The sequence below is a fragment of the Stenotrophomonas sp. FR024 genome (assembly GCF_047500745.2).
Lineage (GTDB): Bacteria > Pseudomonadota > Gammaproteobacteria > Xanthomonadales > Xanthomonadaceae > Stenotrophomonas > Stenotrophomonas maltophilia_A.
Genome location: NZ_JAXAXM020000008.1, coordinates 180,181 through 201,308, shown reverse-complemented (window position 1 = coordinate 201,308; position 21,128 = coordinate 180,181). Strand labels below are relative to the sequence as shown.

Sequence of the window (21,128 nt, the reverse complement as noted above, 5' to 3'; positions counted from 1 at the left end):
GACCCCAGATGTATTTCGATATCTGACAGTTTTCATCCACGCATGGCGTGGATCTACCGTGTCGACCAAGGTCGACACCTACCAACAGCCGCCGGAATCTGTCAGAGGTGGGGCGGTGTGGGCAGGCAGGACCGTTGGCGCCATGGATGGCGCCATCGAGCCCCCAGGGATGGGTTTACGGCGTGTCCTGCCTGCCCACACCGCCCCGCCCCCCCACGGAAGCCAGCTGTTGCTTCGGCTGTTGCCATTGATTCGGCGGGTGCAGGGCTGCAAGCCCTGCTCGACCAACCCCTCACACCGTGATGGTCTGGGTCAGTGACTCCCACGTCGGTGGCACCGGCCACGCCGCCGCCTGGTTGCCATCCAGCACCCTGCGCAGATCACGCGGATCGATCTGCGGTGCCAGCACGTGCACCAGCTCCAGCGCGTAATCACGCAGCACGCGATCGCGAGGCAGCACCGCCCAGGCAATGCACTCAGTGATCGGCTCCGGGGCCGGCCACGACCTCAGGTCTTCGTCGTTGGAACTGACCGCCATCTCCGCCAGCAGGCCCACGCCCAGACCGGTACGCACGTAGGTCTTGATCAGGTCGGCATCCAGCGCGGTCAGCGCCAGATCCGGCACCAGGCCGTTCGCAGCGAAGGCGCGCTGCAACGAGGAATTCGGCCGGGTCGAGGATTCGTAGCTGATCAATGGCTGGCGGGCCAGCGCGGCCAGGTCTGGGGCGCGGCCGACGCGGTCCAGCGGGTGGCCCTTCGGTACCACCACCAGACGTCGCCAGCGGAACAGCGGCACCGCGATGCCGTCGGTGGGCTCACCGCCAGCGGTGCTGATGATCGCAATGTCGGCATCACCCTGGTTCAAGCGGTCCAGCGCGTCGGCTTCGCCGGCCTGCTGCAGGTGCACGCTCACCTGGGGATAGGCCTGCTTGATCGCTGCCACCGCCGGCGGCAGCACGAAGCGCGCCTGGGTGTGGGTGGTGGTCAGGATCAGCTGGCCCTGGCTCTCGCGGCGCTGGTTGGCCGCGTAGGTGCGGATGTTGTTGGCCTCGGCCAGCACCGCACGAGCGCGGGCGATGACCTCGGTGCCGGCCGGGGTGACCGACTCCAGGCTGCGGCCCTTGCGCACGAACAACAGGAAACCCAGCTCGTCCTCCAGCTGCTTGAGCTGCTTGGACAGGCCGGGCTGGGTGGCGTGCACGCGCGAGGCGGCCAGCGTGATGTTCAGCTCGGCGTCGGCGATGGCAACCAGGTAGCGCAGCTGGGTCAGCGTCATGGGAGGCAGGCGGCGTGGGGCGGAGGTCCACTCTAGGGTCAATTGCCGTCACCAGCTTATAACCAAAGGTTGTTTAAGAAAGGTATCTGGTCATTTCCGGGCGTCATATGCCGGCGCTACGGTCAGCCGGCAGCCGCTGGCCTGAACAGCCAGCCCTCCCCCTTCGCCCGCCGAAGCCCGGCGCGGCCCCGTTTCCGGAGCGCTTCCATGGCCCTGTACGACTCCATCCTCGATACCGTCGGCAACACCCCCATCGTCAGGCTGCAGCGCCTGGCGCCCGCGCAGGTCAGCGTCTACGCCAAGGTCGAGTCGTTCAACCCGGGCGGTTCGGTGAAGGACCGTCTGGCGCTGGCGATCATCCTCGACGCCGAGGCACGCGGCCTGCTCAAGCCGGGCGACACCATTGTCGAAGCCACTTCAGGCAACACTGGCGTGGCACTGGCGATGGTCGCCGCCGCGCGCGGCTACAAGTTCGTGGCCACCATGGTCGAGACCTTCTCGGTGGAGCGCCGCAAGCTGATGCGCGCCTATGGTGCCAAGGTGATCCTGACCCCGGCCGCCGAGCGCGGCAGCGGCATGGTGCGCAAGGCGGCCGAACTGGCCGAGCAGCACGGCTGGTTCCTGGCCAGCCAGTTCGCCAACCCGGCCAACCCGGCCTACCACCGCAACACCACCGCCGCCGAGATCCTGCGCGACTTCGCCGGCAAGCGGCTGGACTACTTCGTCAGCGGCTGGGGCACGGGCGGCACGCTTACCGGCGTGGGCGAAGTGCTGAAGGTCGCGCGCCCGCAGACCCGTATCATCGCCACCGAACCGGCCGGCGCCGCGCTGCTGAAGGGCGATGACTGGAAGCCGCACAAGATCCAGGGCTGGACCCCGGACTTCGTGCCGGACGTGCTCAACCGCGATGTGGTGGACGAACTGGTCTCGGTCGAAGATGACCGCGCGATCGCCACCGCGCGCCGCCTGGCTGCGGAGGAAGGCATCTTCGTCGGCATCTCCGCCGGCGCCACCGTGGCCAGCGCGCTGGACGTGGCCGCCCGCGCTGAACCGGGCTCGGTGATCCTGGCAATGCTGCCCGATACCGGCGAGCGCTATTTCTCCACACCGCTGTTCGCCGATGTGAATGAGGGTTCCGACGACGACTGGCTGGCCGGCCTGCCGTGATGCATCGGGTCGGATCCCTTTCCTGCAGGGAAAGGGCTCTGACCCGGTTTGCCAGAACCATGGATCGCAGGGGTCAGAGCCTTTTCCGTGCGGGAAAAAGCTCTGAGCCCTTTCTGCTTCAGCCTGCGTGAAGGCGTCGCCCGCCATCGTGCGTGAAGGCCGTCGGATCGCAGCGCGTGAGACGGTCATGACGCAGTATCGATGCCCTGTCCCCTACCGTGGGAACAGCCGGCGCAGATGCTGCGCGGAACACCTCACAGGCAGGAGACGGACGCATGAAGATCGAAGTTTGGCAGGGCGATATCACGACCCTGGCGGTGGATGCGATCGTCAACGCGGCCAATGAAACACTGCTCGGCGGCGGCGGCGTCGACGGCGCGATCCATCGCGCGGCCGGGCCGGCATTGCTGGCCGAGTGCGAGCAGTTGCCGGAACTGCGTCCGGGCGTGCGTTGCCCGACCGGCGAAGTGCGCGCCACCGACGCTTACGCATTGCCTGCGCGGCATGTACTGCACACGGTGGGCCCGGTCTGGCACGACGGCCAGCGCGACGAACCGGCATTGCTGGCCAACTGCTACTGGAAATCGCTGCAGTTGGCCGAGTCGCTGGGCGTGAAGTCGATCGCCTTCCCGGCGATCAGCTGCGGTGTGTATGGCTATCCGCTGTACCAGGCCGCGCAGATCGCAGTGACGGAAACACTGGCGTGGCAGCGCAGCCATGCACAGCCGATGCGCATCGTGCTGGTGGCGTTCAACACTGCTACGGCGAAGGCCTACCAGCAGGCATTGAGCGCCGCGGGACAAAGCACGGACAACGAACCGCGCGGATCGATGCTGCCGCCTCTGGGCGATGCGGGCTTCGCCGCTGCGCACTGAACCGCAGCGCTTCCGGTAAAAGGAAAGGCCGGGCATTGCCCGGCCTTTCCCGTTGCGGCCTTGAGGTCATCCACGCTACGTGTGGATCACCTCAACGGCTGGCTGCTTCCACCGCAGCAGCGGCGTCATCGGCCACGGCAGCAGCTGCATCGGCAGCGGCGCGTGCGGCCGAGGCGGCAGCACCGTCGGCGCTGGCACCTTCGACCTGCACGCGCACTTCCACCAGGCCCGCACCGTTGTTCAGGCTGGACACGTCGACGGTGTAGTGACCTGCCGGCAGCGTCTCTTCCAGGCGTGCATTGGTGCCATTGCCACCGTCGTCGTCGGTCAGCTCGACGTCGCCGCCGACCACGCGCAGCACGGTATCGACCTGGCTGGAAATCGCGTCCAGGCGCACGTCGGCCGGACGATCCAGGGTCAGCAGGAAGCGGCGGCGGCCTTCGTTGTCGAGCATGGTGTACGCGCTGCCCGACTTCGGCAGTGCCGTGCCATCGCGATCCACCAGGTTGCCTGGCAGTTCAATGCGGGTGGCCGACAGGGTGAACATGCCATTGACGCCGTCGCCGAGGCCGCGTGCAGTCAGGGTGTACTTGCCCGGCTTCAGCGAGAGGTTCAGGCGCGAGTTGGTGCTGTCGCCGCCGTCATCGTTCTCGGCATCCACGCCCTGGCCGGACAGCTTCAGCACCGGATCGAAGACATCCGAGACCAGGCGGATCTCGTACAGGCCCGCCTTCTCCACCTGCAGGGTGTAGTCCTGCGAGTTGCTGGCCAGCATATCGACGATCTCACCACTGCCCACCAGCGGCTTGCCGTCGTACGGCTTCAGCTTCTCGGCGCGCAGGCGGTACGGACCAAAGGCACTCGGACCGTTGGCGTTGACCGCCACCTGGTAGGTGCCGCCACCGTTGGCACGGAAGGCCAGCGAGACATCGCCTTCGCGTTCGTAACCGGTATTGCTGGTGGACACCAGGCTGCCGTTGTTGAACACGGCGATCGAACCGGTCAGTGCGCCGGTGAGCTTCAGGCCGACCAGTTCCCTGTCTTCCAGCTTGATCTGGTACAGCTGGTGATGGCTGCCGTCGTTGAAGTTGATGCCGCTGCGCGAGGTGATCTCGCCGGACACCGGCTTGTCGAAATCGAGCGACGCGGCCTTGCCTGCGTCACCACCGCCACCGATGCGGTTGCAACCGCCGGCGATCAGGACCGTGGCGACGGCCAGTGTGATTGCTGCCAAACGCATGTTTTTTCTCCTTGGCCTTCCATGTATGTCCCGCACACCGGCCCGGTGCGTGGGGGCGGAAAAGATACCCGCAAAAGCAAACGCCGGCGTGATGCCGGCGTTGCCCTGTTCATCCTGCGATGGGACGGATCAACCGTTCCACTTGCCCAGCGCGGCCAGGCCGTTGTCCTTGGCGCGCTCGTACACGGTCTTCTGGGCGGCAGCGTAGTTGCCCTTCATGTCCTTGGCCCACAGCTTCAGCGCGGCCTGCTGCATGGCGCGGCCGTAGGAGAAGCTCAGCGGCCACGGCAGGTTGCCCAGCTGGTTCATCGCGTTCAGATGCTCGGTGGACTGCTCGTCGCTCTGGCCACCGGACAGGAACACCACGCCCGGCAGGATGGCCGGCACGGTGCTCTTCAGGCACATCACGGTCGACTCGGCCACTTCCTCGACGTCGGCCTGCTCATCGCAGCCCTTGCCGGAGATGACCATCGAGGCCTTCAGGATGGTGCCTTCCAGCAGCACGTTCTGCTGGTACAGGGCATCGAACAGCGAACGCAGGGTGGCTTCGGTGACTTCGTAGCAGGTCTCGATGTCGTGGTCGCCGTCCATGATCACTTCCGGCTCGACCATCGGCACCAGGCCGCATTCCTGGCACAGGGCGGCATAGCGGGCCAGCGCGTGGGCGTTGGACTCGATGCAGGTGCCCGACGGAATGCTTTCGCCGATGTTGATCACCGCACGCCACTTGGCGAAGCGCGCACCCAGCTTGTAATACTCCTGCAGGCGCTCGCGCAGGCCGTCCAGGCCTTCGGTCACCAGCTCGCCCGGGCAGCCGGCCAGCGGGTGCGCACCCTTGTCCACCTTGATGCCCGGAATCATGCCGTGGTCGGCCATGTACTTGGCGAACGGCACGCCGTCCTTGGTCGACTGACGGATGGTTTCGTCAAACAGGATGGCGCCGGAAATGTGCTCGTTGAGCTTCGGCGTGGTCAGCAGCAGTTCGCGGTAGGCACGACGGTTCTCCTCGGTGTTCTCGATACCGACGCCTGCGAAACGCTTGGCGATGGTAGCGGTGGATTCGTCGATCGCGATGATGCCCTTGCCCGGGGCAACCATGGCCTGGGCGGTTTCAGCCAGCTGTTCGATGCTCATGTACTTCCTGTGGCGGGTGCGGGAAAAACGTAAGTATAGCCCCGCCGCCCGTTGCACCGACGTGCAGGGCAGTCTGGAAACGATTCCAATGTCCGCACCGGACAGACGATGTCCTGTTGCGCCGGGTCACGACCCCTTCAGGGATCTGACCCCGGGTCGGACCCGCGCAGCGGCTCCGACCCAGGGCCGCCTGGGTTTACAGATCGCCCAGGCCGCTGGCGCGGCCGTCTTCGCCCACTTCCAGCAGGCGCAGGGTGTTGGTCGCGCCCAGGGTTTCCATGTGCTCACCGCTGGTGAACACGACGCGGTCACCGGCCTGCAGCAGTTCGGCTTCCACCAGCAGGCGGATGCTGCCGCGTGCGGCTTCACGCGGGGTCAGGCCACGGCTGTCGAAGTTGATCGGGTAGACATCGCGCATCAGCGCCATCTGGCGGCGTGCACCGTCGTGGCGGGTGACCGCGAACACCGGCGCCTTGGCGCGGAAACGCGACAGGTAGCGGGCGGTGCCACCGGATTCGGTCATCGCCACGATCGCGCGCACGCCCACGTGCTGCGACAGGAACATGGTGGCCATGGCAATGGCCTGGTCGGCACGTTCCAGGTTGCGCGGCGAGGCGTTGAAGTCGGTCTCGGTCTGGAACTGGCGCTCTGCACCCAGGCAGATGCGCGCCATCGCTTCCACCGCCTTGACCGGCCAGGCACCGGCAGCGGTCTCGGCCGACAGCATCACCGCGTCCGTGCCATCGATGACCGAGTTGGCCACGTCCAGCACTTCGGCACGGGTCGGGATCGGGCTTTCGACCATCGACTGCAGCATCTGCGTGGCGGTGATCACCACCTTGTTCTGCGCCAGCGAGGCCTTGATGATCTTCTTCTGCAGGCCCGGCAGTTCGGCATCGCCGATTTCCACGCCGAGGTCGCCACGGGCCACCATCACCACGTCGCTGGCCTCGACGATCTCTTCCAGGTTCTCGATGGCCTCGGTGCGCTCGATCTTCGACACCAGCGCGGCATCGCAGCCGTGCGAGCGGGCGATCTCACGCGCGTCGTTCATGTCCTGCGCATTGCGGCAGAACGACACGGCGATGAAGTCGACACCGATCTTGGCGACGATGCCGATCAGTTCCTTGTCGCGCTCGGTCAGCGCGCCCAGCGACAAGCCACCGCCCTGCTTGTTCAGGCCCTTGCGGTCGGAAAGCACACCGTCGTTCAGTACGGTGTTGATGATGCGTTCGCCCTGCACTTCCACCACCTGCAGCTGCATCAGGCCGTCGTCGAGCAGCAGCACATCGCCCGGACCCACGTCCTGCGGCAGGCCGAGGTAGCTCACGCCCACCTGGGTGGCGTCACCCGGGCCGGCGCTGGTGCTGGCGATCAGGTCGAAGCGGTTGCCCGCCTTCAGCTGTACCTTGCCTTCGGCGAAGCGCTCGATGCGGATCTTCGGGCCCGGCAGGTCGGCCAGGATGCCGACTTCCACGCCCACGCGGGCCGCGGCAGCGCGCACTTCGGCAGCACGCTTGGCCTGGCCGGAGGGATCGCCATGGCTGAAGTTCAGGCGCACCACGTTGACGCCGGCGCGGAACAGATCCTCCAGCACGCCCGGCGGATCAGTGGCCGGACCGAGGGTGGCAAGGATCTTGGTGCGACGCTGACGCTCGAACATGGTGGATGGGCCTCTCCCGATAAAGAACGGAAATTAGCACATCCTTCACGCCGCATGTATACGGTTACAGCCTTGTGCTGCCTGACTTCGCGGGTCATGGAACGGACATCACCCGGACATACGCTGGCGCAGGGAGTTCTGCAGAGCCGAGCATGGGCTCGGCTCTGCAGGGGACTAGGCCAGCAGCGTTTCCAGCTGCGCCGGCTCACGGGCCAGCTGCCCGGCACCGGCTTCGGTGAGTTCGGCCTCACCGCCAAAGCCCCACAACACACCGACGCTGCGCAGGCCATGGTGACGCGCGCCTTCAATGTCCATGCGGCGGTCGCCGATCATCCAGCACTGCGCGGGCTGCACCTGCAGCCGACGCAGCGCCTCACCGACCAGTTCCGGCTTGTGGCTGCGCGAGCCATCCAGGGTCGAGCCGACGATCTCCTCGAACAGCCCACCGAACGGCAGGTGGGCAAGGATGCGGCGCGCGTGCGGCTCATTCTTGGCAGTGACCACCGCCAGGCGATGGCCACGACCATGCAGCGTGCGAAGGGTGTCTTCCACCTGCGGGTACACCGTGTGCTCGCGCCAGCCCTCGACGTCGAAGCGCTCACGGTAGTAGCCCACCGCCTGTTCCACCCGCGCCGGTTCACCGAACAGCGGCGCGAAGGTGGTGCGCAGCGACGGACCGATCCAGCCCAGCAGGGTCTCCTGCGGTGGCACCGGATGGTCCATCTTCTGCAGCGCATAGGCGATGCAGGCGGTGATACCCACCTGCGAATCGATCAGCGTGCCGTCCAGGTCGAAGAACAGGACATCCTTGCTGCGATCGGCACTCATGCGCCGCGCGCGTCGAGTGCGGCCACCGCCGGCAGGGTCTTGCCTTCCAGGAATTCCAGGAACGCACCGCCACCGGTGGAGATGTAGCTGACCTGCTGGGCGATATCGAACTTGTCGACCGCGGCCAGGGTGTCGCCGCCACCGGCGATGGAGAACGCCGGCGAACTGGCGATGGCACGGGCCAGCGCTTCGGTGCCCTTGCTGAAGGCCTCGAATTCGAACACACCGACCGGACCGTTCCAGACCACGGTACCGGCCTTCCCGATCAGTTGCGCGTACTGCGCCGCGGTCTGCGGGCCGATGTCCAGGATCAGGTCGTCTTCGGCAACGGCGTCGACCGCCTTCACTTCGGCAAGCGCGTCCGGCATGAACTGCTTGGCGGTGACCACGTCCACCGGCAGCGGGATATCGGCGCCACGCGCCTTGGCATCGGCCACGATCTTCTTCGCGGTGTCCAGCAGGTCCGGCTCGTACAGCGACTTGCCGACGTTGTAGCCGGCGGCAGCGATGAAGGTGTTGGCGATGCCACCACCGACGATCAGCTGATCGACTTTGCCGACCAGGTTGGCCAGCAGTTCCAGCTTGGTGCTGACCTTGCTGCCGGCGACGATGGCCAGCAGCGGCTTGGCCGGTGCATCCAGCGCCTGCGCCAGCGCGTCCAGTTCGGCCATCAGCAGCGGGCCACCGGCAGCGACCGGGGCGAAGCGGATGACGCCATGGGTCGAGGCCTGCGCGCGGTGTGCGGTACCGAAGGCATCCATCACGAACACATCGCACAGGGCGGCGTACTTCTTCGACAGGGCTTCATCGTCCTTGCCCTCGCCGAGGTTCATGCGGCAGTTTTCCAGCAGCACCAGCTGGCCCGGCTGCACGTCGACACCGTCGACCCAGTCGCGCACCAGCGGAACCTCGCGACCGAGCAGCTCGGACAGGCGCTGGGCCACCGGCGCCAGCGAATCGGCTTCGCTCCACACGCCTTCCTTCGGGCGCCCCAGGTGCGAGGTGACCATCACCGCCGCACCCTGCTCCAGCGCGCGCTTGAGCGTCGGCAGCGAAGCGGTGATGCGCTGTTCGGAGGTGATGCGGCCATTCTCGATCGGCACGTTCAGATCCTGGCGGATCAGCACGCGCTTGCCGGAGAGGTCGAGGTCGGTCATGCGGACGATGGACATGGGCAACTCTTTGGCTCAGGGACGGGATGCCGGGCTACGGCAGACGGCCATTGTATCGGGTGCGGGTGGTGGGAGGGCCGATGCCTGCGGCAGGCAGAGGCGCACGGCAACGCAACGGCAACGGCAACGGCAACAGCAACTGCCAAAGCGCTGGCGCTTCATGATGCTGGGGGTGGGCCGGGGCGGTCTGGGCTGGCAGGGGGCGCCGTGAATCCGTCCATGGAGGCTTGGCAGCCGCTTGCTCGTGTGCGCTGTCCTGCGCACACGGCAAGACCGGGGTTGGCCGTCCTGCCCAACCCGCCCGAGGCATGCCTCGGGCCCATGCGGCTGACACCCCTGCCAGCCCACACTACCCCGGCCTCGACAGGTTCATGAGGTGACGCGGATGGCAAAGGCGGAAGCAAGAGCGGCTTCTGGTGTCGGGAAAAAAATGAAGAGCCGAGCATGGGCTCGGCTCTACAAGGAGCGCGCAGCCAAGCCGCTTTTGCTTTTGCTCTTCTTTTTTCTCATCCGTGGGTGGACGCACCCGGAAACTGTCAGAGGCCGGGCGGGGTGGGTTCGCGGGGGTGTCCGTCGCATGGATGCGGCGGCCAAGCCTACAAGGACGTACTTGCGGCGTCCCCCGCGAACCCACCCCGCCCGGCCAAGCGCAGCTTTGCAGTCGAGCAAGCTCGACTCTACCGACGCTACGGCCACCCACGAGGGGCTGCGCCGTTCGCCGGAACCTACGCCGAAGGCGCCGGCTTCTGCCGAAGCAGACTGACCGCCAGGCCGCCAACAACCAACACACCCAGCCCCAGCAACGCCCACAGCAGCCACGACTTCCAGTCGTGCTGCGGCTTCAGTGCCGACTCACCGGCCAGCGGCTCCGGGCTGCCCTCCAGGCGCGCCAGCGTCGGCTGCCACGACGGATCATTGCGCTGCCGCAGCTCCTCGATCAGCACACCGATCGGCGCCTCCATCCGGCGCGCAGTCGAGCTGCCCACCGCCAGCGCATACGGCGCCGCGCCCTGGCTCAGGAACACCAGCACTTCCGGCTGATAACCCAGACGCAGGGTTGGAGCCGTCGCCGTTTCAGCCGGATTCGCTACCAGCTTCCAGTAACGATCCCGATGCACGCCGCCCAGCGGCTGCGCAGCCGATTGCTGACGCTGGCCCTGCGCGCCCTGCTGCAGCTGATAGGCAATCCACGGTGCACTACGGCGCTGCCATTCCGCGCTCTCGTCATCGCGGCTGAACAATGTCCACTGCACAAGGCTGTTGTCGGTGCTGGCCACGTCAGCACGCGCCGCCGGGAAGCGGCCATCCATCTCGAAGGTGTATTCGCCCTTGCGCTTCGAGGTCGGTTCCAGCGACAGCCACTCCCACGGCAGTGTGGCCGGTGCCGGCGGCAGCTCGGCCAGTACGCTGCGCAACGTTGGCAGACGGGCATCGCCCTGCGCCAGCACACGCAGATAGCGCGCTTCACCATCCACCTGCAGACGGCGCTGCAGCAGGCGCTTGCCGGCGCGCTGCAGATCCACCAGCGGAATGTCGCGGCCAATCGCACGCCAGTGCTGCAGGTCGTCGCTGACGTCCAGCTGCACCTGTGCCTGCAACGGCTGGCCACTGTCCGCCCAATCCAGCACCAGTGCCGCCAATGGTTGCTGGCCGAGCACGCTGGCATCGATCAGCCAACCGCCCTGCCCGTTCGCTACCGCGCCACCACCCACACGCGCCTCGACCCGGCGTACGCGGCCATCGGTATCGCGCTCGGTCAGCAACTGCAGGTCGTTGCGCTGCGCTTCGGCCAGCGGCGGCAACGCGAACCACGGCAGCTCACGCTGCACCGGCGGCTGTGCCAGCGGCTGGTCCGGCGCCAGCAAGGCCGACGGCAACGATTGGCCGGCGGCATTGAACACCTGCACATCGCCCAGGTCCGCACTACCGGCGCGACGGTAGATCGCCGGTTCCAGCACGACACGGTAGGCACCCGATTGTGCGCTGGACAACGTCAGCGGCCACTGCTCGGCGTACTGGGTACGGTAATCGGCGGCCTGTGCGGTGACGGCGGCCAGCATGCCGAACATCGCCGGCAGCAGCGCCCTGCTCCACGTCTTCATTGTTTTTCCTCCACGGTCGGCGCCGCGCTCGGCGGTGCCGGTGCCAGATAACCCACGACCGTGCACAGCAGGCCGTAGGCGATGAACGATGCGATGCCCAGCAGGTTGCCCAGGTGCTGGCGATCGACGATGACCAGCTTGGCCAGCACCACGCCCATCAGCACCGCACCCACCATCCACAACACGCGCTGGCCACGGCGCGAGCCCCACACCCAGGCAATCACGCCGAGCACGCTCCACAGCACGGTCAGGCTGGTCTGCGCCAGGCTGAAGCGCATCATCGACGCGTTCCAGGACAGGCCGCCCCACTGATGCACGCCATGCAGCACAACGCTGGTCAACGCGACGAAGGTTGCCAGTGACAGCAGCGGCATGCGGATACCCAGCAGCGCCTGCGGCGCCTGATCGCTGTACAGCCAACGCGCCAGCAGCAGCAGGCTCAGCCACTGCCCGATCTCCGCCGGATTCAGCACCGGCAGCCACAGCAGCGGCGCAGCATCGCCCGGCAGCAGCTGGCCGGACAGCCAGCCGATCGACAACAGGCCGAACAGCACGCACTGCAGCGGCTGGCGCACGCGGTCGAACGCTGCACCCAGCGGCCAGCGCAGCGCATTCCAGCGCCACAGCGACAGCGCCGCCATCAGCAGCCACGGCAGCGTCACCAGCAACGTGGTCCAGCCCTGTGCCAGCCCGGCTTCACCACCGCCCCACAGGGCCAGCAGCGAAAGCAGCGACGGCCACAGCAGCCACCACAGGAACTGCGCGATGCGTGCCACGGTATTGCCGCCTTGGCGCAGGCACAGCAGCGTGCGCACGCCCAGCACCGCGAACACCGCCCAGGCCAGCGCGCCGTAGCCGGCGAACGGCTGATGGTGCGCGTCGCTCTGTATCAGCGCCAGTGGGAAGCCCAGCGCCAGCATCGCGAGTGCGGTCACCCCCAGCGCACGCGCCGGCTGGCGCCGCTGTACTTCGGCGGCCAGCCATGCGGTAACGGCAGCCAGCACCAGCAGTGCATCCACTTCGATGCGGTACGGGAAGAACCGGGTGATCTCGTGCACCAGGCCACCCAGCCACCACAGCAGGCCCCACAGGTAGTAGACCAAGGCAATCTCGTGGCGCTGCCTGCGCTGGTAGCTCCAGGCCGACGCGAAGCCGGCAACGGCCAGCAGCAATGCACCGATCGCGGTCGGGTTGAGCAGGAAGCGCAGGTCCTCATGCCAGTGATCGCCACCGGCCACGAAAGCGAACGCCGCGCCCATCTGCAACAACGCACCGGACACCTGCGGCAGCCAGCGCTTCTGGCGCAGGCCCAGCCAGGCCAGGCCTGCACCTTCCAGCGCGAACACCGCGCCGGTGGCACGCGCCGACAAGGCCAGCGGCACCGCCAGCGTGGCGAAGCCCACCGCCAGCACCGCATGCGACTGCGCCAGCACGGTGTACGACGCGCGCGCAATCAGTGCCCGCGCCAGTACGGCGTAGATCGCCGCCAGGCCCAGTGCGCACAGCGCCAGCGTCATCGGCTGCTCGTGCAGCATGCCGGCCTGCAGCGAGAAGGCGACCAAGGGCGTACCGAACACCAGGCTGCCGTCGACCAGGTCACGCCGCCCGGCGGGCTGCCGGCGTGCGTACAGCAGCGGGATCAGCAGGTAGAAGGCGAAGAACAGCAGCAGGAACGGCTCGGTGCTGCTGAACTTGTCCGGCGCGTACTGCAGCACGCCCCAGAACGTACCGATGCCGAAGGTGAAGGCGAAGCCCAGCAGGTTCAGCGCGCGCCACGGCCGGAACCAGGCAATGGCGAAGATGCCGGCGTTGAGCACCGCGTAATAGCTGAACAAGCCCACGTGGTTGCCGCTGCCGGTGGACAGCCACAGCGGTGCCATGAAGCCGGCGAGGATGCCCAGCACCGCCAGCGTGCGCGAGTTCTGCACCACCGCCAGCACGCACAGCCCGGCCACCAGCGCGATCGAACTGGCGAAGGCAAACCCGGGGTTGAGCAGCTCGAACCGCTTGAACGCGGCGAAGATGGTCAGCAGCAGCACGCCGATGGCACCGCCCTGCAGCGCCAGTGCGAACAAGCGCCGGCGCTCGCGCTGATGCCAACCGAACGCCAGCAGGCCCAGCGCACCCACGGTGACACCGGCCAGGCGCAGCTCGATCGGCAGCACCAGCCAGCCCTGGTCACTGACGTACTTCAACAGCGCGGCAACACCGGCCAGCAGCACCAGCATGCCGATCTTGACCGGCACGTTGCCCTCGGTGAACCAGCGCTTGACCGCTCCGATGCCGCGCTCGATGAAGTTCGGCAGCGTCGGTTCGGAAGGCAACGGCGGCTGCACTGGCACGGGTGGCACCGGCGGTGGCGTGACCGGGCGCGGCGCCTCCGCTGCCGCAGGCACCGGTTCGTGCACCGGCGGCGGCGTTGGCTGGGGGGGAGGCGGCGCGGCAGCCGCCACCGGCCGCAGGAACGGTGGATCGGCACTGGCCGCAGACATGGGCGCAGCCCGTTCCGGCGCAGGCTCGGCTGCAACCGGGCGGGCGGCAGGCGCGGCGGCCAAGGCACCTTCCAGCGCGGCCACACGGCGGCGCAGGCCGGCAATCATCACCAGCGCTACCACCAGCAGCAGCGGGATGGCCAGCAGAACCAGCACCACCAGGGCTATCAATGCTTCCATTGCATGCTTCCATTGCAATCCCGCGCCCCAGCGGCAGCGGTCGACCGCCCCATGCTACGACAGGGCTGGCCCCATAAACGACGAACCCCGGCCAGGCCGGGGTCCGCGTGCGATCTTGGCCGGCCTTACTTGGCGGCGACGACCTTGGCCATTTCCAGGCACTTGTTCGAGTAGCCCCACTCGTTGTCGTACCAGGTGACCAGCTTGACGAAGGTGCCGTCCAGGGCGATGCCGGCTTCGGCGTCGAACACCGAGGTGCAGGTCTCGCCGCGGAAATCGGTGGCCACGACCTTGTCTTCGGTGTAGCCCAGGATGCCCTTCAGCGGGCCTTCGCTCTGTGCCTTCACTTCCGCGCAGATCTCGGCGTAGGTGGCTTCCTTTTCCAGCTCGACGGTCAGGTCGACCACCGACACGTCCGAGGTCGGGACACGGAAGCTCATGCCGGTCAGCTTCTTGTTCAGTTCCGGGATGACCACGCCGACGGCCTTGGCCGCACCGGTGGACGACGGAATGATGTTCTCCAGGATGCCGCGGCCACCACGCCAGTCCTTGTTGGACGGGCCATCGACGGTCTTCTGGGTAGCGGTAGCCGCATGCACGGTGGTCATCAGGCCACGCTTGATGCCCCACTTGTCATTGATGACCTTGGCCAGCGGGGCCAGGCAGTTGGTGGTGCACGACGCGTTGGAGACGATCGCCTGGCCGGCGTAGGTCTTGTCGTTCACGCCGTAGACGAACATCGGCGTGTCGTCCTTCGACGGGGCCGACATGATGACCTTCTTGGCGCCGGCATCGATGTGCTTCTGCGCGGTTTCCTTGGTCAGGAACAGGCCGGTGGATTCGATCACCACGTCCACGTCCACTTCGTTCCACTTCAGGTTGGCCGGGTCGCGTTCCTGGGTCAGGCGGATCTTCTTGCCGTTGACCAGCAGGTCGTTGCCCTGCACCGCCACGTCAGCCTTGAAACGGCCGTGCACGGAGTCGTACTTGAGCATGTACGCCAGATAGTCCGGCTCCAGCAGATCGTTGATGGCCACGATTTCGATGTCGTCGCCGAAGTTCAGCACCGCCGAGCGCAGGACGTTACGCCCGATGCGACCGAAACCGTTGATACCAACCTTGATTGCCATGTTCTCAAGCTCCTGCGGCCGCGACGGGTGCGGCGGGATGGATAGGGCCCACAAGTCTAGCAAACCGGGGCTGGCCACCGCCGGCCAGCCCCGGCAGGCAGCAGGCCGGCGGACAGGATTTGATCCGGATCAAAGCGTTAGCGCGATGTGAGGCCGAGACTGGCTGCATCCACCCAGCAACGAGATCACCCCCATGCGCAAGACCTCCCCCCTGATCGTGGCCAGCTTGGCCGCCGCCCTGTCCCTCGCCGCCGCCCCGGCCATGGCCCAGTCCAAGGGCGACTGGACCCTCTCCGCCGGCGTGCACCAGGTGGCCCCGAAGTCGAACAACGGCTGGCTGGCCAACCACACCCTGAAGGTCGACGTCGACAACGACGTCAAGCCGACCATCACCGGTGAGTACTTCATCGCCGACAACCTGGGCATCGAAGTGCTGGCCGCGCTGCCGTTCAAGCACGACATCAACATCAACGGCCTGGGCCGCGTGGGCAGCACCAAGCAGCTGCCGCCGGTGGTGACCGTGCAGTACCACTTCAACAGCAAGGGCAAGGTGTCGCCGTTCATCGGTGCGGGCGTGAACTACACGACCTTCTTCAGCGAAGACACCACCGGTGCGCTGAAGGACAGCCGCCTGAAGCTGCAGGATTCGTGGGGCCTGGCCGCGCATGCGGGCGTGGACTTCGCGATCGGCGAGAAGGGCGCACTGCGCGTGGACATGCGCTGGATCGACATCGACAGCAAGGTGAAGTTGAACGGCGAGAAGATCGGCACGGTCAACATCGATCCGCTGGTCTACGGCGCTTCGTACGTCTTCAAGTTCTAAGCGGTGTGTTGAGCGCGGGGGCTTCGCCCCCGCTCCCCCGCTACACGCAAAACCCTCGCAGCATGTTGCCCCGGTGATTGCCGGGGCTTTTTTGTTCCTGGGACTGAAGCGGTTTCGGAGCGGGGGCGAGGCGGGGAGCAGAGCCGGGACACGCCGTTAACCCATCCATGGGGGCTCGATGGCGCCATCCATGGCGCCAACGGTCCCGGCTCTGCTCCCCGCCTCGCCCCTTCCCATCACTGCGCGCGTGCCAGCTCAAGCAAAGGCAAGAGCAGAACCCGTGCATCCGAGGCGCAATGATTGCCTGTAATTGCAGGAGGCCGATTCTGATCCTGCATTTGTTTTTGATGTTGCCTTTGACGTTTGCATCCGCCTCCGCGGCCAAGTTGGATGGGGGCTGCAGGGGCAGGCGCTGCGGGACCGTCCGCGGCATGGATGCCGCGGCCGAGCTTACAGGGACGTACTTGCAGCGTGTCCCGCAGCGCCAGCCCCTGCAGCCAGCCCCCAGCAGACAGGAACGCGCCGCTCTTCAATCCACCTACCCCCGCTAGAATGTGCGCATGAAAGCCCTGCACTCCCTGTTCCTCGCCGCCGCCCTGGCGCCGGCCCTGCTGTCCGTCTCCGCCCCCGCCCATGCCTGGGGCGCGCAAGGCCACCGTCTGGTCGCCGAAGTCGCCGACGTCCGCCTCAACCCCACCGCCCGCGCCGAAGTGGACCGCCTGCTGGCCACCGAACCGGATGCCACGCTGGCCAGCATCGCGCCGTGGGCCGACCAGCTGCGCGCCAAAGACCCGGGCCTGGGCCGTCGCTCGGCCGGCTGGCACTACGTCAACATCGCCGAAGACAACTGCCACTACGAAGCACCGAAGCACTGCAAGAACGGCAACTGCATCGTCGAGGCCCTGAAGGCACAGAGCGCCATCCTCGGCGACCGCAGCCTGACCGACGGCGAGCGCCTGCAGGCGCTGAAGTTCGTCGTGCACCTGGTCGGCGACATCCACCAGCCGATGCACGCCGGTTACGCCCACGACAAGGGCGGCAACGACTTCCAGCTGCAGTTCGGCAACCGCGGTACCAACCTGCACTCGCTGTGGGACAGCGGCATGCTCAACACCCGCAAGCTGGACGACGCCGGCTATCTCCCGCTGCTGCAGAGCCAGCGCGCGCCGAAGCTGGCGCGCCAGTCCAACCCGCAGCGCGACCCGCAGACGTGGGCCGAAGCCAGCTGCCGCATTTCCATGCAAGCTGGCGTTTATCCGGCCACGCGTAAAATCGGTGACGAATACACCGAGCGCTACCGGCCGCTGGCCGAAGCGCAGCTGCGACTGGCCGGTGAGAACCTGGCGCAGTTGCTGAACCGCGTGCTCGGCACGCGCTGAGGAGCGTTCCAATGTCAGTCCAGGTGCAGTCGTTCTTCCACCGTGACAGCAACACCTTCAGCTATCTGGTCAGCGACCCGGCCAGCGGCGAGGCAGCGCTGATCGACCCGGTCCTGGACTACGACCCGGATACCGACGCCAGCAGTGAAGCGCCGCTGCATGCCGCGTTGCAGGCCATCGAACAACAGGACCTGCAGCTGCGCTGGCTGCTGGAGACACACGCTCACGCCGATCACGTATCGGGTGGGCGCCGTCTCAAGCAACGCTTCCCCCAGGCCACGCTGGCCATCGGCGAAGGCATCCGCGCGGTGCAGGCCACCTTCGCGCCGCGCTACGGCCTGCAGCTTCCTGCGGCCGATGACATCTTCGATCACCTGTTCAGCGATAGCGAAACCTTTGCTCTGGGCGAACTGCGCTGTCAGGTGATCGCCGTGCCCGGCCATACCAGCGACAGCATCGCCTACCTGATCGACGATGCGCTGTTCACCGGTGACTCGCTGTTCATGCCCGACGGCGGTACCGCCCGCTGCGACTTCCCGGGTGGCGATGCCGCGCAGTTGTACCGTTCAATCCAGCGCCTGCTGGCGCTGCCCGATGCGACGCGCGTGTTCGTCTGCCACGACTACGGTCCGGGTGGTCGTGCATTCGCCAACGAAACCACCATCGGCGAACAGCGCGCACACAACATCCACGTGCATGACGGCGTGGCCGAGGCGGAGTTCGTCAGCGTGCGCCAGGCACGCGATGCGACGCTGGAAGAACCCAAGCTGATGCAGCCCGCGGTGAAGGCCAACATCCAGGGCGGGGCCTGATCCACGCCGCTGCGCTCGCCGGGCATGGCCCGGCGCTGCCCCGGTCATCGCAAGCGGTCATTTCCCCTGCGTACGCACCACGTGCTGTCCCTTCACGATCTCGAAGGTGAAGGCATACTGCAGGGTGACCGCCACCGGCTCGACGCGCTCGGCGCCGCGACAGTCGCCACGGTCGGCAGGCACCTTGCCAGCCGCGAAGTGGCAGACCGCTGCGGACGAGTACTTCCACATCGCCACGGCTTCCTGCGCCGCCTGCAGCAGGGGCGCATTCTCGCCTGCAGCACCTGCCGCGCACTCAGGGCGATCGGTCAGCGGCACGCTGCGTTCGACACTGCCCTGTGCATCAACCACTACCTGCAGGCAGATGGTGGTCGGCGCCAGCTCCGCACGCGGGTCACGATCACCGACCTCCGGATCCGGCGCCGCGTACAACTGCGGCATCCGGTAGCCCTCGCTCGCGCCCAGCGAATACGTCTGCACTTGCCCGCTGCCGCCACCGGCCTGCGGCTGCAGGCGCTGATGGCCGACATTCTCGCTGCGGGTATCAACGGTGGTCAGGCGATCCTGGGTCGCGCATCCTGCCAACAGCGCCGCCATCATCAATAGCGGCGCGGTCTTCACTGGGAGTCCTCGGTGTTGTCCATGGCATAGGTGATCGGAATCTTCACAGCCCCTGCAACGGGCTTTCCGTTCTTTATCGCCGGACGATAGGTCCAGCTCCGCGCAGCGGCGATCGACACCGCATCGAACACACCCGGATTGGTTGCGCTGAGCACTTGGACGTCAGTCGGATGGCCCTTGGCATCCACTTCCACGCGCAGGTTCACCACGCCCACCTGTCGCTGTTCGAACGCGGACTTCGGATAGGACGGCGGCGACATCTTGTCGACCTCTATCTCCCGATCCATGGCGGCCACTGTCTGGCCGTCTGCGGCTGCACCGCCCTGGCTGGCCCACGCCACCGCTCCCATTCCCAGACACAACCCGACCACCAGCACCTGCCCCGACACCCACGGCAATGCCTTCCGCTTGGACTGCTTCAACATGGCGATACGCTCCTTCAACACGGGTTGGCTGCGCCAATGGCAGACCGCTGGCGCAACCGGATGGACCAGCTGCGCCTTCAGCAGCGTGCTGGCGTAGAGACCGCGCAGCGCAGGCTGCGGGGCAATGGTGCGGGCATCGCAGGCCAGCTCCTGGTCACGCAGGAATCGGCGGGAGGCCCACGGCAGAAGCGGATGGAACCAGAACACCGCGCGTGCCATCAGCAGCGCCCCATTGGCCCAGTGATCGCCATTGCGACGGTGGCTGCGCTCGTGCTGCAGGATCAGGCCCTGCTCCTGTGCGGTGAACTGCTGGTCGAAATCCGGGCCTACCACGATGCGCGGACGCCACAGGCCGACCAGCGCGGGCAGGCCCGGGTCGGCGCTGGCCTGCCAGCTGCCATCGGCGCGTGCACACAGTTGGCCCATGCCACGTTCAAAGCGCCGCTGCGCACGTAGATCGCGTAGCAGACAAAGGACCGCCCCCAGCATCCATGCCAGCAGCAACAGCCCGGCCCACGGCAACGACTGCCCTGCCATGCCTTCGACGGCGCCGGGTACCACTTTCAGCGGCAGCGTTGGCACATGCTCCAGAAGTGCCACCTGCTGCAACGGCAGCATCAGTGCCAGCAGCAGCAACGGCAGCAGCCACCAGCTGCGGTAGGCCAACGCCACGCCCCCCAGCCGCACCAGCAAGGGTCGCAGCACCGCCAGCACGACCACGCCCACCGCCAGCCACAGGCTGGCCTGCCACAGCCCATCGAGCAGCTCAGTCATGGTCCAGCTCCTGGATCAGTTTCTTCAGTTCGGCGATGTCCTGCGCACTCAACTGGCCGCGTTCGCTGAAGTGCGCAACCAACGGCGCAACGCGCCCTTCGAAGACACGACCAATGAAGTCCTGGCTCTGCGCCTCCACCCAGGCCTGCCGCTGCAGCAGCGGCCGGTACAGGTAGCGCCGGCCATCGCGCTCGGCAGCAATCGCGCCCTTGGTCAGCAGGCGGTTGAGCAGGGTTTTGATGGTCGGCTCGGCCCAGTCACGGTGGGCCAGTGCGGCGACCACGTCATCGGCGCTACGCGGTGCCTGCTGCCATAGCACCTCCATCACAACGGCTTCGGCTTCGCTGATCGGGGTCATGGTTTACATCCGTAATCGACGACCCGATTACGCGCGTAATCGAATCGTCTGTCAAGCCCCTCGACTCCAGGTTCATCCCGGCTGCGCCAGCATCGATTCCTCCCGCCCCAGGCCCCGGATGAAAGCGCTGCCCAAGAAGGAATTCCCGGTCGAGCAGGCCCGCCGCTTCCTCGAACCCGGGCCGGTCGTGCTGGTCAGCACCGCCTGGCGCGGCCAGCGCAACCTGATGACGATGGGCTGGCACATGGTGATGGGCTTCTCGCCTTCGCTGGTCGCCACCTACCTGTGGGACGCAAACCACAGCCATGCGCTGGCGCGTGGCAGCGGCGAGTGCGTGATCAATGTGCCGGGTGTGGAACTGCTCGATACCGTGGTGGACATCGGCAACTGCAGCGGCCGCGAGGTCGACAAGTTCGCCCGTTTCGAGCTTGATGCGCTGCCCGCGCGCGAGGTCGGCGCGCCGCTGGTCGGCCAATGCCATTCGTGCTTCGAATGCCGCTTGTACGACGACAGCCAGGTGGCGTCGAACAACCTGTTCATCTGGGAAATCGTACGCGCCCATGTTGCGCCCCGGCCGAAACTGCCGCGCACGATGCATTACCGGGGCGATGGGCGGTTCATGGTGTCTGGCGCCGAAGTCTCCCGTCGACGGCGGTTCAAGCCCGACATGCTGTAAT

Annotated in this window: 18 protein-coding genes; 6 read left to right on the top strand and 12 right to left on the bottom strand. The window is 66.8% G+C overall.

Annotation, left to right across the window (positions count from 1 at the left end; genetic code table 11):
- Positions 1-292: 292 nt before the first annotated feature.
- A complete protein-coding gene (locus tag ACMZ91_RS11455) occupies positions 293-1,276 on the bottom strand; it encodes a LysR family transcriptional regulator (protein WP_149908735.1) in 984 nt (327 codons plus the stop codon).
- Between the two features lie 207 nt (positions 1,277-1,483).
- Between ACMZ91_RS11455 and cysK the strand changes: the two genes are divergently transcribed.
- Together cysK and ACMZ91_RS11445 are read left to right on the top strand one after the other, a co-directional pair.
- Positions 1,484-2,443: a cysteine synthase A gene (gene cysK / locus ACMZ91_RS11450; protein ID WP_032127874.1), complete on the top strand. Its 960-nt coding sequence runs from the start codon at positions 1,484-1,486 to the stop codon at positions 2,441-2,443.
- Between the two features lie 275 nt (positions 2,444-2,718).
- Positions 2,719-3,318: an O-acetyl-ADP-ribose deacetylase gene (locus ACMZ91_RS11445; protein WP_032127873.1), complete on the top strand. Its 600-nt coding sequence runs from the start codon at positions 2,719-2,721 to the stop codon at positions 3,316-3,318.
- Positions 3,319-3,409: 91 nt separating this feature from the next.
- Here the strand turns inward: ACMZ91_RS11445 and ACMZ91_RS11440 are convergent, their stop codons facing one another.
- From ACMZ91_RS11440 to gap, 8 genes are all read right to left on the bottom strand, one after another.
- Positions 3,410-4,558 (bottom strand): hypothetical protein, encoded by a 1,149-nt coding sequence (locus ACMZ91_RS11440; protein WP_049400593.1) that lies wholly within the window; start codon positions 4,556-4,558, stop codon positions 3,410-3,412.
- Between the two features lie 129 nt (positions 4,559-4,687).
- Positions 4,688-5,692 carry a class I fructose-bisphosphate aldolase gene (locus ACMZ91_RS11435; RefSeq protein ID WP_010481439.1) on the bottom strand — a complete coding sequence of 335 codons (1,005 nt, stop codon included), beginning with the start codon at positions 5,690-5,692 and terminating at the stop codon, positions 4,688-4,690.
- A gap of 196 nt (positions 5,693-5,888) precedes the next feature.
- Entirely contained in the window at positions 5,889-7,355 is a 1,467-nt protein-coding gene (gene pyk / locus ACMZ91_RS11430; RefSeq protein WP_032127871.1) for a pyruvate kinase, read from the bottom strand.
- 174 nt (positions 7,356-7,529) lie between these two features.
- A complete protein-coding gene (locus ACMZ91_RS11425; protein WP_049463104.1) occupies positions 7,530-8,183 on the bottom strand; it encodes an HAD hydrolase-like protein in 654 nt (217 codons plus the stop codon).
- Positions 8,180-9,355 (bottom strand): phosphoglycerate kinase, encoded by a 1,176-nt coding sequence (locus ACMZ91_RS11420; protein WP_049463105.1) that lies wholly within the window; start codon positions 9,353-9,355, stop codon positions 8,180-8,182. The genes ACMZ91_RS11425 and ACMZ91_RS11420 overlap by 4 nt, the downstream gene beginning before the upstream one ends.
- A gap of 725 nt (positions 9,356-10,080) precedes the next feature.
- Complete coding sequence (locus tag ACMZ91_RS11415; RefSeq protein WP_049422663.1) at positions 10,081-11,457, bottom strand: DUF3999 domain-containing protein; 1,377 nt, start codon at positions 11,455-11,457, stop codon at positions 10,081-10,083.
- Positions 11,454-14,129, bottom strand: coding sequence for a DUF2339 domain-containing protein (locus ACMZ91_RS11410; protein ID WP_414578452.1), 2,676 nt, complete (start codon positions 14,127-14,129; stop codon positions 11,454-11,456). The genes ACMZ91_RS11415 and ACMZ91_RS11410 overlap by 4 nt, the downstream gene beginning before the upstream one ends.
- 125 nt (positions 14,130-14,254) lie before the next feature.
- Positions 14,255-15,259, bottom strand: a complete 1,005-nt coding sequence (gene gap / locus ACMZ91_RS11405; protein ID WP_032127866.1) for a type I glyceraldehyde-3-phosphate dehydrogenase — start codon at positions 15,257-15,259, stop codon at positions 14,255-14,257.
- Between the two features lie 193 nt (positions 15,260-15,452).
- Between gap and ACMZ91_RS11400 the strand changes: the two genes are divergently transcribed.
- The 3 genes from ACMZ91_RS11400 to ACMZ91_RS11390 all read left to right on the top strand — a co-directional run bounded on the left by ACMZ91_RS11400 (position 15,453) and on the right by ACMZ91_RS11390 (position 18,273).
- Entirely contained in the window at positions 15,453-16,082 is a 630-nt protein-coding gene (locus ACMZ91_RS11400; protein WP_019338734.1) for an OmpW/AlkL family protein, read from the top strand.
- A gap of 560 nt (positions 16,083-16,642) precedes the next feature.
- Positions 16,643-17,461: a S1/P1 nuclease gene (locus tag ACMZ91_RS11395; RefSeq protein ID WP_279912238.1), complete on the top strand. Its 819-nt coding sequence runs from the start codon at positions 16,643-16,645 to the stop codon at positions 17,459-17,461.
- A gap of 11 nt (positions 17,462-17,472) precedes the next feature.
- Positions 17,473-18,273, top strand: coding sequence for an MBL fold metallo-hydrolase (locus ACMZ91_RS11390; RefSeq protein WP_279912237.1), 801 nt, complete (start codon positions 17,473-17,475; stop codon positions 18,271-18,273).
- A 57-nt stretch (positions 18,274-18,330) separates the two neighbouring features.
- Here the strand turns inward: ACMZ91_RS11390 and ACMZ91_RS11385 are convergent, their stop codons facing one another.
- Genes ACMZ91_RS11385 through ACMZ91_RS11375 form a run of 3 tightly spaced genes read right to left on the bottom strand, consistent with a single transcriptional unit; the run spans position 18,331 to position 20,451 of the window.
- Entirely contained in the window at positions 18,331-18,894 is a 564-nt protein-coding gene (locus ACMZ91_RS11385) for a hypothetical protein (RefSeq protein ID WP_032127863.1), read from the bottom strand.
- A complete protein-coding gene (locus ACMZ91_RS11380) occupies positions 18,891-20,093 on the bottom strand; it encodes a M56 family metallopeptidase (protein ID WP_277778956.1) in 1,203 nt (400 codons plus the stop codon). The genes ACMZ91_RS11385 and ACMZ91_RS11380 overlap by 4 nt, the downstream gene beginning before the upstream one ends.
- Positions 20,086-20,451 (bottom strand): BlaI/MecI/CopY family transcriptional regulator, encoded by a 366-nt coding sequence (locus ACMZ91_RS11375; protein ID WP_010484077.1) that lies wholly within the window; start codon positions 20,449-20,451, stop codon positions 20,086-20,088. Before ACMZ91_RS11375 ends, ACMZ91_RS11380 begins: the two co-directional genes overlap by 8 nt.
- A 118-nt stretch (positions 20,452-20,569) precedes the next feature.
- Here ACMZ91_RS11375 and ACMZ91_RS11370 point away from each other — a divergent pair, with 118 nt between their 5' ends.
- The gene (locus tag ACMZ91_RS11370) at positions 20,570-21,127 is read left to right on the top strand and encodes a flavin reductase family protein (protein WP_277778957.1); all 558 of its coding nucleotides are present in this window, start codon (positions 20,570-20,572) and stop codon (positions 21,125-21,127) included.
- Position 21,128 lies beyond the last annotated feature (1 nt).